This window comes from Pseudomonas sp. FW305-25 (assembly GCF_017351415.1).
Classification (GTDB): domain Bacteria; phylum Pseudomonadota; class Gammaproteobacteria; order Pseudomonadales; family Pseudomonadaceae; genus Aquipseudomonas; species Aquipseudomonas chlororaphis.
The window spans coordinates 1-14,259 of sequence record NZ_JACNDE010000037.1; the positions used below are offsets into that span (position 1 = coordinate 1).

General features: G+C 63.9%; 16 protein-coding genes. 2 read left to right on the top strand and 14 right to left on the bottom strand.

The features are described from left to right. Positions 1-62: 62 nt before the first annotated feature. From mgtA to J4E58_RS25995, 12 genes are all read right to left on the bottom strand, one after another. The gene (gene mgtA, locus J4E58_RS25940) at positions 63-2,780 is read right to left on the bottom strand and encodes a magnesium-translocating P-type ATPase (protein ID WP_087092834.1); all 2,718 of its coding nucleotides are present in this window, start codon (positions 2,778-2,780) and stop codon (positions 63-65) included. 289 nt (positions 2,781-3,069) lie between these two features. Next, positions 3,070-3,354, bottom strand: a complete 285-nt coding sequence (locus tag J4E58_RS25945; protein ID WP_007920982.1) for a hypothetical protein — start codon at positions 3,352-3,354, stop codon at positions 3,070-3,072. 429 nt (positions 3,355-3,783) lie between these two features. Then, positions 3,784-4,941, bottom strand: a complete 1,158-nt coding sequence (locus J4E58_RS25950) for a glutathionylspermidine synthase family protein (protein ID WP_087092835.1) — start codon at positions 4,939-4,941, stop codon at positions 3,784-3,786. Between the two features lie 11 nt (positions 4,942-4,952). Further along, on the bottom strand, positions 4,953-5,669 hold the full coding sequence (locus J4E58_RS25955) for a DUF1190 domain-containing protein (protein ID WP_007920978.1): 717 nt from the start codon (positions 5,667-5,669) through the stop codon (positions 4,953-4,955). 20 nt (positions 5,670-5,689) lie between these two features. Then, positions 5,690-6,118: a DUF350 domain-containing protein gene (locus J4E58_RS25960; protein ID WP_009043573.1), complete on the bottom strand. Its 429-nt coding sequence runs from the start codon at positions 6,116-6,118 to the stop codon at positions 5,690-5,692. Between the two features lie 15 nt (positions 6,119-6,133). After that, positions 6,134-6,784, bottom strand: a complete 651-nt coding sequence (locus tag J4E58_RS25965) for a DUF2491 family protein (protein ID WP_053260903.1) — start codon at positions 6,782-6,784, stop codon at positions 6,134-6,136. Further along, entirely contained in the window at positions 6,771-7,805 is a 1,035-nt protein-coding gene (locus J4E58_RS25970) for a potassium channel family protein (RefSeq protein WP_087092836.1), read from the bottom strand. The genes J4E58_RS25965 and J4E58_RS25970 overlap by 14 nt, the downstream gene beginning before the upstream one ends. 69 nt (positions 7,806-7,874) lie before the next feature. Beyond that, the gene (locus J4E58_RS25975) at positions 7,875-8,441 is read right to left on the bottom strand and encodes a rhomboid family intramembrane serine protease (RefSeq protein WP_087092901.1); all 567 of its coding nucleotides are present in this window, start codon (positions 8,439-8,441) and stop codon (positions 7,875-7,877) included. 167 nt (positions 8,442-8,608) lie between these two features. Then, positions 8,609-9,310, bottom strand: coding sequence for a PspA/IM30 family protein (locus J4E58_RS25980; protein WP_053260905.1), 702 nt, complete (start codon positions 9,308-9,310; stop codon positions 8,609-8,611). Between the two features lie 26 nt (positions 9,311-9,336). After that, positions 9,337-10,068 (bottom strand): YjfI family protein, encoded by a 732-nt coding sequence (locus tag J4E58_RS25985; RefSeq protein WP_370686848.1) that lies wholly within the window; start codon positions 10,066-10,068, stop codon positions 9,337-9,339. A gap of 205 nt (positions 10,069-10,273) precedes the next feature. After that, entirely contained in the window at positions 10,274-10,780 is a 507-nt protein-coding gene (locus J4E58_RS25990; protein WP_087092837.1) for a GNAT family N-acetyltransferase, read from the bottom strand. Further along, positions 10,777-11,367 (bottom strand): GNAT family N-acetyltransferase, encoded by a 591-nt coding sequence (locus J4E58_RS25995; protein ID WP_087092838.1) that lies wholly within the window; start codon positions 11,365-11,367, stop codon positions 10,777-10,779. The genes J4E58_RS25990 and J4E58_RS25995 overlap by 4 nt, the downstream gene beginning before the upstream one ends. 105 nt (positions 11,368-11,472) lie before the next feature. Here J4E58_RS25995 and J4E58_RS26000 point away from each other — a divergent pair, with 105 nt between their 5' ends. Continuing rightward, entirely contained in the window at positions 11,473-12,060 is a 588-nt protein-coding gene (locus J4E58_RS26000) for a LysE family translocator (RefSeq protein WP_087092839.1), read from the top strand. A gap of 97 nt (positions 12,061-12,157) precedes the next feature. Here J4E58_RS26000 and J4E58_RS26005 read toward each other — a convergent pair whose 3' ends face one another. Both J4E58_RS26005 and J4E58_RS26010 read right to left on the bottom strand, forming a co-directional pair. Then, positions 12,158-12,991 carry an AraC family transcriptional regulator gene (locus J4E58_RS26005; RefSeq protein WP_087092840.1) on the bottom strand — a complete coding sequence of 278 codons (834 nt, stop codon included), beginning with the start codon at positions 12,989-12,991 and terminating at the stop codon, positions 12,158-12,160. Positions 12,992-13,030: 39 nt separating this feature from the next. After that, positions 13,031-13,534 (bottom strand): VOC family protein, encoded by a 504-nt coding sequence (locus tag J4E58_RS26010; protein WP_087092841.1) that lies wholly within the window; start codon positions 13,532-13,534, stop codon positions 13,031-13,033. 260 nt (positions 13,535-13,794) lie between these two features. Between J4E58_RS26010 and J4E58_RS26015 the strand changes: the two genes are divergently transcribed. Then, positions 13,795-14,250, top strand: a complete 456-nt coding sequence (locus J4E58_RS26015) for a (2Fe-2S)-binding protein (protein ID WP_009043583.1) — start codon at positions 13,795-13,797, stop codon at positions 14,248-14,250. Positions 14,251-14,259 lie beyond the last annotated feature (9 nt).

Here is a 14,259-nt window from a genome sequence, read left to right on the forward strand (position 1 = left end):
AGGGGGGGTGTTCTGTAGGAGCGAGCTTGCTCGCGATGGCAGCAAAGCGGACCGTCAGGCCCTCAGAACCATTGCTTGAAGCGACGGATATAGAGGGTCTTCATGGTCTGGGCGACGACGCAGTAGCACAGCAGGGTGCCGACCAGCCAAGGGAAGTATTCCCACGGCAGCGGTACCAGGCCGACCATTGCACCCAGCGGCGAGAACGGCACGTAGATACCCAGGGCCATCACCAGGCCGGTCATCAGCATCACCGGCAGCGCCGCGGTGCTCTGGATGAACGGGATCTTCTGGGTGCGCAGCATGTGCACCACCAGGGTCTGCGAGAGCAGGCCTTCGATGAACCAGCCGGACTGGAACAGGGCGGCCATTTCCACGCTGTTGGCGGCGAACACGAACCACATCAGGGCGTAGGTGGTGATGTCGAAGATCGACGAGGTCGGCCCGATCCACAGCATGAAGCGCCCGATGTTCTTGGCGTCCCACTTGCGCGGCTTGCGCAGGAATTCCTTGTCCATCTTGTCCCACGGCAGCGACAGCTGGGAGATGTCGTACATCAGGTTCTGCAGCAGCAGGTGGATCGCCAGCATCGGCAGGAACGGAATGAACGCACTGGCCACCAGCACCGAGAACACGTTGCCGAAGTTGGAACTGGCGGTCATGTTCAGGTACTTCATGATGTTGCCGAAGGTCTCGCGGCCCTTGATCACACCTTCTTCGAGCACCATCAGGCTCTTTTCCAGGAGGATGATGTCCGCCGATTCCTTGGCGATGTCGGTGCCGCTGTCCACCGAGATACCGACGTCGGCATCGCGCAGCGCCGGGGCGTCGTTGATGCCGTCGCCGAGGAAGCCCACGGTGTGCCCGTTGGCCTGCAGGGCCTTGAGCACCCGAGATTTCTGCAGCGGGGTGAGCTTGGCGAATACCGTGCGCTCTTCCACCAGGCGCGCGAGCACCGCGTCGTCCATGTGCTCGATATCCCGTCCGAGCAGCGGCTGGCCGACTTCCAGGCCGACCTCGCGGCAGATCTTCGCGGTGACGATGGGGTTGTCGCCGGTCAGCACCTTCACTGTCACGCCGTTCTCGCGCAGCGCGGCGATGGCCGGGCCGGCGGTTTCCTTGGGCGGATCGAGGAAGGTCAGGAAGCCTTCGATGATCAGCTCGCGCTCGTCGCTGGCGCTGTATTGCTGGCGGGTCTGCCCCGGCGCCAGGTCGCGGGTGCCGACCAGCAGCACGCGGAAACCGTCGCGGTTGTATTCCTCGGCCAGCTCCAGCAGCGCCGCCCGGCGCCCGGCGTCGAGGGCCACGGTGACGCCGTCCTGGCGCACCCGGGTGGCGGTGTCGAGCATTTCCTCGACCGCGCCCTTGCACACCAGCAGGTGATGGCCGCTGGCGTCGGCGAGGATCACCGAGAGGCGCCGGCGGACGAAATCGAACGGCAGTTCATCGACCTTGCTCCAGGCATCGGGCGCGCTGAACTTCGGGTTGTTTTCGGCGTAGCTCACCACCGCGCGGTCCATCAGGTTCTTCATGCCGCTCTGGTGGTAGCTGTTGAGCCAGGCCAGTTGTAGCACCTGGTCGCAGCGGCTGCCGCTGATATCGACGTGGTGCTCGAGGATGATCCGGTCCTGGGTCAGGGTGCCGGTCTTGTCGGTGCACAGCACGTCCATGGCGCCGAAGTTCTGGATCGCGTTGAGGCGCTTGACCACCACCTTGCGCTTGGCCATGGCCGCGGCGCCCTTGGCCAGGTTGGCGCTGACGATCATCGGCAGCATTTCCGGGGTCAGGCCGACGGCCACCGCCAGGGCGAACATGAAGGCTTCGGCCCAGTCACCCTTGGTGAAACCGTTGATCAGTAGCACCACCGGCACCATCACCAGCATGAAGCGGATCAGCAGCCAGCTGACGCTGTTCACCCCGCGGTCGAAGGCGGTCTGGGTCCGCGAGCCGACGATGGAACGCGCCAGGGAGCCGAAGTAGGTGCGCGACCCGGTGGCTACCACCACCGCGGTGGCGGTGCCGCTGACCACGTTGGTGCCCATGAAGCAGATGTTCGGCAGGTCGAGCAGGTCCTGCTGGTCAGCTGCCGCTGTGCGATGGGCGGATTTCTCCTGCACCGCGCCCAGGGTGTCGTACTTCTCCACCGGCAGCGCCTCGCCGGTCAGCACCGCCTGGCTGATGAACAGGTCGCGGGATTCGATCAGGCGGATATCGGCGGGGATCATGTCGCCGGCCGACAGTTGCACGATGTCGCCGACCACCAGGTCGCGCATCGGCACTTCGCGCAGCGCGGCTTTCATGCCCATCTGCTCGCGCCGCAGCACGGTGGCGGTGGTCCGCACCATGGCCTTGAGCGCCTCGGCGGCCTTGGCCGAGCGGTATTCCTGCCAGAAACGCATCAGGCCGCTGGCCAGGACCATGACCAGGACGATGATCACCCCGGTCAGGTCGGTTTCCTCGCCGGCTTGCAGGGGCAGCCAGAAGTCGGTGAAGAAGCTGATGGCGGTCAGCGTCATCAGCACATAGATGAACGGGTTGTTGAAGGCTTGCAGCAATTGCACCAGGGCATGAGGCGGCCGGTCGTGGGCCACTTCGTTGAAGCCGTCGCGCTGCAGGCGGCCTTCGGCGTCGAGCTCGGTCAGGCCGTTGGCGTTCGACTTGACGTTGTCCAGGGTCACGCCAAGGCTGTTCTGCGCTTCGCGGGCGGCGCGCATCGACAGCCGGGTGTCGTCGCGGGTGGAGTTTTGCGAGGAGGAGGTGCGGGTTTTTACCGTAGTCATTACGTGTGCTCCTGCCGCAGGCTTGCGGCACGACACACAGACCACTCACCTATTCAAAGACGAGCGAACGTATGTCGAGCCGCAAGTAAGCGATCGATTCAGGTAGTTGCGTTTTATTGGTTTTAACGTTCGCCGCCTATTCAATGAACATGAACAGGCGACGAACCTACTACTGGCTTCGTCCATAACAATTACCACCAACTTTTAGTTGTAAGCAGGCAATAGGAAGTTGCCGAATTCCTTATTAGGGAAAACGTTCAGGAAGGACTTGAAAGTGCCTTCGGTTGAACTAGAAGTGCGAGTCCCGGGACAGGCTCAGCAGCAGGCCGGCCTGCATGAGGAGGCCGGCCAGGCTCCGACTCTGAGGGTCCTGGCTGTCGTCGAAGCTCCAGCGTTGCTGGAGCCGGCAGGTGACCGGGCAGACGCGCCAGTTGGCCCGCGGCCGGGTTTGCGAGGAGGGGGTGGAATACAGGGTGCCGACCCGGGAAACGGCCGCGCGCTCAGCGCAGGGCTTGACCCGCATGGTCGATGCAAAGGCGCGTACGCCGGGCATTACAGTGGATTTGAAGTTCATAACAGTTGCCTCGCGACCGGACTGGCTCCGGTGAAGGCAAGTTACGAAGGAGCGTCAAGCTCTAGCGCAGCTCACCCGACCGAAAAGTCGAGTCCCGTCATGTTCTGGGTTAAGTGCCCAGCCCTGCGCAAGCGCATCGACCAGACAGCGTCTAGATACTGTGTCCATTGGCTTCTTTTGTGAGTTGAAAAAAGGCCGGTTTGGCCGGCCCGCGCAATTTACTCAGGGCCACCTGTCAAGTCAAGATTAAATTGCCACGAATCATATATTCGTTCAGCTTTAAGCAAGGTCTGTAGCGGAACTCAGATAAATGATGGGCAAGTTATATAAGGCAGTTCTGAATGACGGCCATAACAATGCTGGAGATAGTTATTGTGCTGTAGCCGTTGAGAAACAGGCCGAGGCGCATTGCGCGCCCCGGCGGATATATCAGTCGAGGATCAGGTGCGGCAGGAAGCGGCTGGAGTCCTTGGTGATCAGGCTGTCGTCTTCACGCACGCCGATACCGGCGGCCTGGTCGCCGATGACCCAGGAGCCGATCAGGGTGTAGCTGTCGCCAAAGCGCGGCAGCGGGGCGAAGGACTGCAGGATGTAGGGCGCGTCGGTGTAGGGGCCGTCTTCCTTGACCACCTCGTCCTGCGGGGTGCGCAACTCGATGTTGGCGCCTTCGCGGGAAAAGAACGGCTTGCGCACCCAGCCCTTGGGCACCTCGCGTTGCGGGTGTGGGTCCAGGTGGGTTTCCAGCAGGTTCGGGTGGCCCGGGTGGGCTTCCCAGAGCAGCGGCAGGATGCCCTTGTTGGAGAGGATGGATTTCCACGCCGGCTCGAAGAACTGCGTGTCGCTGGCGGCGATCGCCGCGCCGAAGGGCTCGTGGAAGATGAACTCCCAGGCGTGCAGCTTGAACAGGTGCGGGATCCAGCGGTCCTGCAGATCGACGAAGCGGCCTTCGGCGGTGAGGCCGATGTCTTCCACGTCGATGTGCCGCGACTCGATGCCGGCCTTTTCCGCGATCAGGCGCAGGTAGTCGGTGGTGGCGCGGTCCTCCACCGAATCCTTCATCGAGGCGAAATAGAACGGACGCGTGATCCCCAGCTGGGCGAAAGCCTGGTGCAGCCGGGTGTCGATGCTGTTGAACTGGTCGGCATGCCGTGGCAGCAGGCCGCGCTCGATGTTCTGCTCCAGCCAGCCCCATTGGAACGCCGCGGTTTCATAGAGGCTGGTGGGGGTGTCGTAGTTGAGCTCCAGCAGCTTGGCCGGGCCCTGGCCGTTATAGGAAAAATCCAGGCGGCCGTAGAGGTGCGGGTGACCCTCGAGCCATGAAGTGCGGATCATGTCGTAGAAGGCCGGCGGAATGCTCAGGCGATCGAGCAGGGCCTCGCTGCGCACCACCCGGTCCACCAGGTCCATGCACATCTCATGGATCTCGGTGGTCGGGTCTTCCAGGTCGTCCTCGATCTGCTTGAGGCTGAACTGGTAGTAGGCGCTTTCGTCCCAGTAGGCTTCGCCGTCGATGGTGTGGAACAGGAAGCCGAGCTTTTGCGCGGTCTGTCGCCAGTCCGGGCGTTCGTTGCAGAGGATCTTCTTCATGGCGCGCCTCCTTAGCTGCTCGAGCGTCCCGAACTCCAGCTCGAGGAGCTGGAGCCGCCCCAGCCGCTGCGGGCGCTGGCCTGGCTGCCGAAGCCGCCGCGGGAGGTAGAGGAGGACACGGACATCGGCCGGGTGGTGGTCCGGAAACCGCTGCCCGACTGCGCCTGGCGCGACTTGGAGAAGGTCGAGCCGCTGGCGATGCGCTGGTTGAGCGTCGAGTTGGCATAGCTGCCGCGGTCGTCGCGATAGCGGTAGACCGGCTCGGAGTAATAGTTGCGGTTGCCGCCGCTGAGCAGGTTGCCGATCAGCAGGCCGGTGAGCAGGCCGCTGTCATTGCTGCTGAACGACGAGCTGCGGCCAGCCTCGGGGCTGACCCCGGCCGCTGCCAGCTGTTCGCGGGTGAAGGCACCCTGGGCGTTGATTTCAAAGCCGCCGAGCTTGGGCACGAACTTGCCGCTGGAATCCACCTGGCACCAGTTTTCGACGAAGTCGGCATCGCAATCGGCCTGGTTGTCGTAGACCGGCGCCTGGGCGCGGTGCTCCGCCATGGCCTTGATATAGGCATCGGAGCAGACGTCCACGGCGATCTTGCCGTCCACGCATTCCTGCACCGACTGGAAGTTGAATTTCTGCTGGACCGCGAGGGTCTCCGGCTCCGAGTTGCAGCCCGAGATCGCCAGGGCCACCGAGGCGGCCAGGGAGAGCTGAACGTATTGGCTTCGTTTCATCGAGGGCTCCGTGCGGTCGATCAGTTCTGCGAAGGGGTCATGCAGGCGGCGTTGAGCAGGCCGACGCTGATGGCCACGGCGGCGACATAGATGCCGGCGGCAATTTCGCCGTTGCGGATGCGCTGCGAAGTGCCCTTGAGCACCAGGCTGGTCATCAGGAACGCCAGCAGTTGCACCACGGCGGCGATCAGCGCCCAGACGGCGAAGTCCAGCAGGCTGATGGAGTAGGCGATGACGTTGCTCGCCGGGATGGCGAAACCGATGATGGCGCCGCCCAGGGCGATGGCGGCGGAGACGTTGCCCTCGCGGATCAGCTGGAATTCCTTGTGCGGCGTCAGGCGGGTGTAGACGAACTGGAACAGGGCGAACAGCACGGCCGCGCCGAGGATGTAGGTCAGGAAACCGACCACGGCGAATTTGTTCAGGGAGATGGAAAGGGCTTCAAGCATGGGTTCTGGTCCTTGTCAGAGGGTTTGCAGGTCGGTCATGTATAGGGAAATGCCCAGTGAGGTCACCAGGCTGACGCTGCCGTCGGCGTATTGCTCCACGGAAAACAGCAGGAACTCGCGGCGATTGGTCAGGCCGGTGTCGCGGGCATAGAGCATCGAGTGGCTTTCGAAGGCGAAGGTCTCGTCCGGCTTGGACACCTGCTCGCGCAGCGGCACCAGCTCGGTCTGTCCGGCTTCGGTGCCCCATTCGCGCAGGTACTCGACGCCGTCGAGGCTGTAGGTGGGCTGGCCGATCAGGCTGTTCGGGCCGGCCAGGCGCCGCAGCTCGGCTTCGCTGTTGACGGCCTGGTTGCTCAGGTAGTTGAACAGGATGATCGATTTGACCTGGCCGTCGATGCCGCCGCTGGTGTGCACCTGCAGCCAGTAGTCTTCGTCGTCCAGGTAGTAGCGCGACAGCCATTCGGACTGGCCCAGGTCCACCAGGCCTTCGCTGTAGACCGCCTGGTCGCCGGGAATCGCTACGCGGCTGTTGTCGGCGAGCAGCAGCTTGAGGCTGGCATCGAAGCGGATGCCCGCGCCCATGCTCAGGCCCAGTGGGCCGGTGGCGAAGCTCGAGCTTGTGGTGGCCGGGGCCTGGAGCCCCAGAAAGCGTTTAAACCATCCCATTGTCGATGTCCTTGAGGCGGCTGGAAGCGATGTAGAAGAGTTCGCCGCCCTGGATCCGCGTATCGCTGTGCGGGTTGATCTGCGGGTGTTGCGCGCCGCGGGCGCGGTAGCCGATCAGGGTGGCGTTGTAGCGTTCCTTGAGGTGTACGTAGAGCTCGGCGAAACGGCCTTCGTAAGTCTCGGGCAGGCGCATGACGTATTGGGTGGCGCCCTGGCCGACGCACAGCAGTTCGTTGATCACCACCGAGGAGCCCGGGTCCTGGGAGGAGCGCACCAGCATCTCGATGGCCATGCTCGAGGTGCACTCCAGCTTGGGGGCGTAGGAGGCGGCCAGGGTGGCGATTTCGCTGTCGTTGAAGTGGGCGACCACATGGCCGCTGGGGCGCAGTTGGTTGATCGCCAGCACACTGGCCAGGGTCAGGTCGTCGGAACTGGTGCGCACCAGTACCCGTTCGGCGCCGGGCACCCCGGCGCGCAACAGCAGGGCCGCGGACGACAGGCTTTCGCCCTTGACGAAGGCGGCCTTGCCCTGCATCGGGTTCTCGTCGAGGCTGGCGTCGCAGATGACGATCAGGTTGTCGTTGGAGGTTTCGTCCTGCAGCAGCAATTCGATCACCCGCTCGCTGGACGCGCCTTCCCAGCCGACCAGCACGGTATGCCCGGTCTTGCCGGTGAAGTCGCCTTTGCCTTTCATGCCTTTTCTCCATAGGTCCATAACGCTGCTGGTGGTCTTGCCGATGGCCGCGGTCAGCAGCGCGATGCCGCCGAGCATCACCCACACGGCGACGAACACCCGGCCGGCGGCGGATTGCGGCGACAGGTCGCCATAACCCACGGTCAGGGTGGTGGTGAAATAGAAATAGATGAAGGTCGCGGGCGCGGTGAGGTGCTGCTCGCCCAGGGCCACCAGGCCGAGATAGGAGGTTGCGGCATGCACGCCGAGTGCGATGGCCAGGCCCATCCAGCCGAAGCGCTGGAAGAAGGTGGCCGCGTATACCCGAAGCAAGATGAAAATCGACATCGAATCCCTGATTTCCTGATGAGCAGATCTATCCGTGATGCAGCGCGCCGTGCCCGGGCAAGGCATGGCTCATTGCCGCGCGGCATTAGACATCGGCTTGGCGCCGGATAAAAGCACTTTTGCTGCGATAAACCCCGCGAAGGCGCCAAAGATGTGCCCTTCGAAGGACACCCCGGCCCGTGGCAGGAACCCCAGGACCAGGCCGGAATACAGGAACATCGTCACCGCGGCGGCCAGCAGGCTGCTCCAGCTGCGCAGCAGCCAGGCGCGGGTGAGGATGTAGGCCCACAGGCCGAAGACCCAGGCGCTGGCGCCGACATGGATGCCCCTGAAGCCGAACAGCCAGACCAGCGCGCCGCCGAGCAGGATGATGATCAGGCTGGCCACCACGAAGCGCCGCTGGCCTTCGGCGATCACCATGGCGCCGAGGATCAGGAAGGGCACCAGGTTGGCGGTCAGGTGGGTAAAGGAGCCGTGGAGAAAGGGCGAGACGAGTATCCCCGGCAAACCCTGCAGGGTGCGCGGGATCAGGCCGAAGAGATTCAGGCTGTAGCCGCTCAGGCTGTTGAGCACCTGTGCGGCGATCATTACCAGGGCCAGGCCCGCCAGGGTCTTGAAACCATTTGCAACGGCCATCGAGGCCCTCCAGGAGGCCGAAAAAAACACAGGCGATTCACTGTAGGAGCGCAGCTTGCTCGCGATGGACTGGAGGGCGCCGCGCTCATCCAGGCAGTACGCGACATCGTTAACGACCATCGCGAGCAAGCTGCGCTCCTACAGGTTGAGTGGTGCAACAGCGCTGTTTACTCGGCCGACTTCTGTTTTTTCAGGCGCTCGAGGATGGCGTTGGCGCTGCCCTGGTCCGGCACGATGTTGGCTTCGCGCAGGCGGCGTTCCAGGTCGTTGCCGTTGCTCGCATCGGCCAGTTGCTCCTGGGCTTCCATTTCCGCCGCGCGCTGGTCTTGCTTGGCTTGGAGGCGGTTCAGGGTGTTGACCGCGGTTTCCAGCTTGCCGTTGGCGCCGCCGCTGGCGATCGAGGCGCTGACCTGGGCCTTCTGCACGCTCTCCCGGGCCTTGGCCATGTCCACTTGCTGGCGCAGGCTGCGGATGCGCGCTTCGGCCTTGCCGATGTCCTTGCGCATATTTTCGGCGTAGGCGCCGAATTCGCTGGCTTGCTTCTGCTCCGCTTCCAGGCCGGTGGTCAGGGTCGAGATGGCTTCGGCGACTTCCAGGGCCAGGTCTTCGCGGTTGGCCTGCAGCGAGGCGAGGGCCTTGGATTCCAGGTCGGCGATCTTCGCGGTGAATTCGCTGACCCGCTCAGTGGACAGCTTGTGCTTGGCCATGATGGTGACCAGCTCGCGCTTGGCGTTGGACAGGGCGTTGTCGGCGTCGCGGATTTCCTGGTCGAGGATGCGCAGGGCCTGCTGGTCGGCGATGCTTTCGCCGACTTCGTTGGCGCCGCCGCGCAGGGCGGTGAACAGTTTGTTCCAGATGGACTGAGTCATGTAGGTGTACTCCGGATTCTCGGCAATCAGTTGAAGAAGCTTTCGAAGGCTTCGGTGGCGCGTTGGACGTTGTCCACCAGGGTCTTGACCTCGGTCACCACGTTGGTCAGGTTCGAGCTGGCGCTCAGGGCGCCGAACATGTTGTAGACGGTCTGGCCGTTGGGCATGGACTCGATGCCGATCGAGGAGAGGGGGAACATCTCCCGGCTGCGCAGCACCGCGTCATTGAAGCGGGCGACGTCGTTGATCGACTCCAGGTCCACCAGCACGGTGTCGACGATGATCTGCTCGCCGACCACCGCGATGTAGATCGGCAGGCCGCCGAAGTCGTGCATTTCCAGCTTGATGCTTGGCTCGGCGCCTTGAATCAGGCTCAGGCCGATTTCGTTCGAGGTCACTTCGTCCAGGGCCTGCAAGGCGCCGAAGAGGCGGTCGATGGTCCAGTTCTCACCTGCGATCATGTCATTCTCCAATACCGGTGCGCCGCCGATCAGGGGTTGGCGCAGCTTCTTCTCAATGTGCTTGAGCACGCTCCGGTTTTCCGGAAGTACCCAGGTTTCGTGTTTCACATAACCAGCGGCACTCAGGCCCGCGCGCATCTGCTTCATGTAGAAGCTCGACGGCTTCTTGGCAGAAGCCTTGCTAGGGGCCTTGTTGCTGGAGGCCTTACTGCTGGAAGGTTTCGAGCGCTCTCCTTGTCGACTCTCTGAGGAAGCCGGTAGGTCAGCAGGCTGCCTGGCCGGGAGGGTCTTTTTCATGGGGTGACTCCGTTGTGCACGTATCACGCGTGAGAACATTACAGGGGATTTTGTTACGGCTCAATGACTCACGCGTGATATTTTTTCGCTCGGCTAAACAACGGTCGCAGGGCTCTGGAGCGGCATTTTGCGTTAATCAGCCGACTGCCGTGGCTCAGGGGGCATACCGGTGCCTGGGCGCTGGGCGAGGCTTTTCGGGCCTCGATCATTGCCCGGGCGATGTCGGGGTGTGGAATTTATACAGGGTGCAGGGGTAGCCGTCTGCCGTGATTGGATGACAGCTGTAGGCGTCGCCGACGAGCGTGGGAATGACCCGGGCCCAGAAATCCCGGGCCGGCCGGTTGTCATCGATGTGGACGATCTGCCAGTGCCCGGGCAGCTGTTCCAGCAGTTGCCTCACCACCTGCCGGCCGATGCCGCGACCGCGAAAGCGCCGGGCCACGAAGAAGTAGGCGAGGTTGTACTGCACCTCGGCAAAGTGCACCTGCTCGTCGACGATGGCAAAGCCCGCCAGTTCGCCGTCGACCCGCAGCAGCCAGGGACGGGTGCCGGGCTGGCGCCAGTATTCGGTCTTCGGCTGGATCTGGAACAGACCGTGGCGGCCGAGCTTGAGCGGCAGCCACTCGCTGAATTCGTACATGAAGAACTGCATCAGGTTTTCGATGCATTCCAGCTCGTCGCGCTGGGCCGGGTGCAGCTCGATCAGGCTCATGGTTCGAGGCTGCGCACAGTGTCGGTGGGCGAGGTGGCCTGGGCCGCGAAGTAGCGTTCGGCGCTGAGGCTGTACAGCAGGCTGGAGGGCAGGCCGGGGAAGTCGTCCAGTTCGCCGTCCAGGGTCAGGCCCAGGCGTTCCAGGGCGCGACGCGACGGCAGATTGTCGGGGCGCACCAGGCCGATCACCTGTTCCTTGCCCAGCACGCGGAACGCCAGGTGCAGCGCGGCGCCGGCCATTTCGCTGGCGTAGCCCTGGCCCCAGGCATCGACGGCGAAGCGAAAGTACAGGTTCAGCCCGGTGCGCTCGCCGAAGCGGCTGTGCATGACGCCGCCGAACCCCAGCACCCGCTCGGGCTGGGCGCGGTCGCAGACCACCCAATAGCCGAAACCCTGGTCCTGCCAGTGTTGTATCCAGCCCTGCAGCCGGTGCTGGCAGCTCTCGCGGCTGTCCGGGCCGGCCGGGTTATAGCGCTGAGTCCGCGGGTCGCTGTGGAGCAGGTGGGTGACGTCCAGGTCGGCGGCCGTTGGCGCGCGCAACAGCAGGCGGGCGGTGAGGGTGGTCGCGGAGGAGGGAGCATCGGTCATGGGATTCGTCCATACGCGAGGGGGGTATTTTTCTTCAATACACTGGGCGGCCTGCGCACTTACCTTGGTCACCGGACTCTCCGATTGATCCTTTGAAGGTGTGTGATGAGCGTAGTGTTTTCCATGGCGGCCTTCGCGCTAGCCTCTTCGATTACCCCCGGCCCGGTCAATATCGTGGCCCTGAGTTCCGGCTCGCAGTTCGGCTTTCGCGCCAGCCTGCGGCATGTCGGTGGCGCGACCCTGGGCTTTGTCCTGTTGCTGGTGCTGATCGGCCTGGGTTTGCATGAGCTGTTGCGGCTATGGCCGTTCCTCACCCGGGGCATCCAGCTGTTCGGGGTGGCTTTCCTGCTGTTCATGGCCTGGAAGCTGGCGGTGGACGACGGCCGGCTGAACAGCGATGGCCAGGCCAAGGCGCCGTCGGCCTGGTACGGCGCGATCATGCAATGGCTCAACCCCAAGGCCTGGCTGGCCTGCGTCGCCGGCATGGGCGCATTCGCCGCCAATGGCGAGGCGCTGCTGGTGTGGCAGTTCGCCCTGGTGTACTTCGTGATCTGCTACCTGTCGATTGCCTGCTGGGCCTACGCCGGGACGTTTTTGCGCCAGTACCTGAGCAACCCGAAGGGCATGCGCCTGTTCAACCGCAGCATGGCGGCGCTGCTGGCGGCGAGCGCGGTGTATCTGTTGTTGCCTTGAATCGGCGTTGGCTTTATCGCGAGCAAGCTCGCTCCTGCAGAGATCGCGTCCTCTGTAGGAGCGAGCTTGCTCGCGATGAGGGCGTCAGGTCTGCCAATCACCCGCGATACTGCCCCGGCGTCGCCGCCAGATGCTGCTTGAAGGCTCGCTGGAAGTGCGCCTGGTCGGCGAAGCCGGCTTCCAGGGCCACGTCGGCGATCGGCTCGCCGTCACGCAACCGGGACTGGGCGAACTGCACCCGCTGGTTGACCACGAAGGCGTGGGGCGTCATGCCGTAATGCTGCTTGAAGGCGCGGATCAGGTAGGACGGCGACAGCTCGGCAGCCTGGCAGATTTCCTCGAGCTTCAGCGAGCGGGTGCAGTGTTGGCGAATGTAGTCGGCGGCCCGTTGCAGTTTCTGGTTGCTCTCGCGCGGCGGTCGGCTGGCCGGGTTCAGGCGCTGCTGCAGGTCGCTGAAAAACGCCACCACGGCGCTGTGCTTGTGCAGTGTCTCGGTCTGTTCGTCCACCAGCACCTCATACAAACGGTTGAGCCCGGCATAGAGCTCGGGGTCGTCGCTGTGGGGCGTGGAAAAGGCGCGAAAGCCCAGGTCCTGGCTGAACCCCAGTTGATGCTGCAGGTCGGTCAGCCAGGAGGTATCGACATAGAGCATGAGATACGACCAGGGCTGGTCGTCGATGGGGTTGCAGGCGTGCACTTCGCCGGGGTTCATCAGCACCACGGTGCCGGCGCCGATGCGAAATTGCGCCTGCTCGTGCAGGTAGGTGCTGTGCCCGGCGGTGATGGCGCCGATGGAAAAATGTTCGTGGGCATGCCGGGCGTAACAGACCTTGCGCCCGTCGGCGATCGAGCGGGCCTCGATAAAGGGCAGCGCCGCATCGCGCCAGAACTGCGGGGCGGTATCGGGGCTGTGGCTCAAGCTCGGCTTCATCAAAGGCATCCCATCGGCAAGCGTCGGCCACCGAGTGTATTAGCTCTCGCCGGCGAAGGCTCGTTCCAGCGCGGCGATATCGAGTTTTTTCATCTGCAGCAGGGCCTGCATCACCCGCTGCGACTTGGCCGTGTCGGGGTCGGTCATCCAGTGGTTCAGCGCGCAAGGCACGATCTGCCAGGACAGCCCGAACTTGTCCTTGAGCCAGCCGCACTGCTGGGCCTCGGGCGCGCCGCCGTAGGACAGGGCGTTCCAGAAATGATCGATTTCGCCCTGGTTCTGGCAGTTGACCTGCAGCGAGACCGCTTCGTTGAACTGGAACACCGGACCGCCGTTGAGGCCGGTGAAGGTCTGCCCGTCGAGCTCGAAGGACACGGTCATCACCGAGCCTTCGGGGCGGCCGTGGAACTCGAAGCCGGCCTTGCCGTAGTGGGTGAGGGCGGTGATGCGCGAGTGCTCGAAGATCGAGCAGTAGAACTGGGCGGCGGCTTCGGCCTGGTGGTCGAACCACAGGCAGGGCGTGATGCGATGAATGTGCGACATGACGGTTCTCCTCGGCAGGTGGTCCACGCTTGAGCAAGCGTAGTCAGCCGATAGTCGTCCGGGGTTGCCGTAGATCGACAACTCACCGCCCTTCATCCGGGGGGCGGTGGGTGCATGACCGGTGGTCGCAGAATCCGGCCTGTTCGGCAAACTGCGCTTAGCTGTATGGAAAACCTCGCGGCGCGCGTAGGCCTTCGGCCACAGCGACGCCGCTCCAGGATCCCGTGAATCCTGTCCCCCCTCGGCCTGAGGAGTTGCGCATGTTGACACTCAATATCAATGGCAAGGACCAGCAGCTCGAGGTGCCCGCGGACATGCCGCTGCTCTGGGTGCTGCGCGATGTGGCGCACCTGACCGGTACCAAGTTCGGCTGCGGCATGGCGCAATGCGGCGCCTGCACCGTGCATGTCGACGGCGCGCCGCTGCGTTCCTGCGTGACCCCGGCCGCGACAGTGGCCAACGGGCAGAAAATCCTCACCATCGAAGGCCTGTCGGCGGACGGCTCGCACCCGGTGCAGCGCGCCTGGGCCGAGCTGGACGTGGTGCAGTGCGGTTACTGCCAGTCCGGGCAGATCATGTCGGCCGCGGCCTTGTTGGCGAAGATCCCGTCGCCCACCGACAGCGATATCGATCAGGCGCTGTCCGGCAATATCTGCCGCTGCGGCACCTACCCAAGGATCCGCGCGGCGGTCAAGCGCGCCGCTGAAATCGGCTGAGTCGGCATT

Bases quoted from the DNA above. Each gene is read 5' to 3' on its own strand.
- mgtA (WP_087092834.1), bottom strand. From the start codon at position 2,780: ATGACTACGGTAAAAACCCGCACCTCCTCCTCGCAAAACTCCACCCGC.
- J4E58_RS25945 (WP_007920982.1), bottom strand. From the start codon at position 3,354: ATGAACTTCAAATCCACTGTAATGCCCGGCGTACGCGCCTTTGCATCG.
- J4E58_RS25950 (WP_087092835.1), bottom strand. From the start codon at position 4,941: ATGAAGAAGATCCTCTGCAACGAACGCCCGGACTGGCGACAGACCGCG.
- J4E58_RS25955 (WP_007920978.1), bottom strand. From the start codon at position 5,669: ATGAAACGAAGCCAATACGTTCAGCTCTCCCTGGCCGCCTCGGTGGCC.
- J4E58_RS25960 (WP_009043573.1), bottom strand. From the start codon at position 6,118: ATGCTTGAAGCCCTTTCCATCTCCCTGAACAAATTCGCCGTGGTCGGT.
- J4E58_RS25965 (WP_053260903.1), bottom strand. From the start codon at position 6,784: ATGGGATGGTTTAAACGCTTTCTGGGGCTCCAGGCCCCGGCCACCACA.
- J4E58_RS25970 (WP_087092836.1), bottom strand. From the start codon at position 7,805: ATGTCGATTTTCATCTTGCTTCGGGTATACGCGGCCACCTTCTTCCAG.
- J4E58_RS25975 (WP_087092901.1), bottom strand. From the start codon at position 8,441: ATGGCCGTTGCAAATGGTTTCAAGACCCTGGCGGGCCTGGCCCTGGTA.
- J4E58_RS25980 (WP_053260905.1), bottom strand. From the start codon at position 9,310: ATGACTCAGTCCATCTGGAACAAACTGTTCACCGCCCTGCGCGGCGGC.
- J4E58_RS25985 (WP_370686848.1), bottom strand. From the start codon at position 10,068: ATGAAAAAGACCCTCCCGGCCAGGCAGCCTGCTGACCTACCGGCTTCC.
- J4E58_RS25990 (WP_087092837.1), bottom strand. From the start codon at position 10,780: ATGAGCCTGATCGAGCTGCACCCGGCCCAGCGCGACGAGCTGGAATGC.
- J4E58_RS25995 (WP_087092838.1), bottom strand. From the start codon at position 11,367: ATGACCGATGCTCCCTCCTCCGCGACCACCCTCACCGCCCGCCTGCTG.
- J4E58_RS26000 (WP_087092839.1), top strand. From the start codon at position 11,473: ATGAGCGTAGTGTTTTCCATGGCGGCCTTCGCGCTAGCCTCTTCGATT.
- J4E58_RS26005 (WP_087092840.1), bottom strand. From the start codon at position 12,991: ATGAAGCCGAGCTTGAGCCACAGCCCCGATACCGCCCCGCAGTTCTGG.
- J4E58_RS26010 (WP_087092841.1), bottom strand. From the start codon at position 13,534: ATGTCGCACATTCATCGCATCACGCCCTGCCTGTGGTTCGACCACCAG.
- J4E58_RS26015 (WP_009043583.1), top strand. From the start codon at position 13,795: ATGTTGACACTCAATATCAATGGCAAGGACCAGCAGCTCGAGGTGCCC.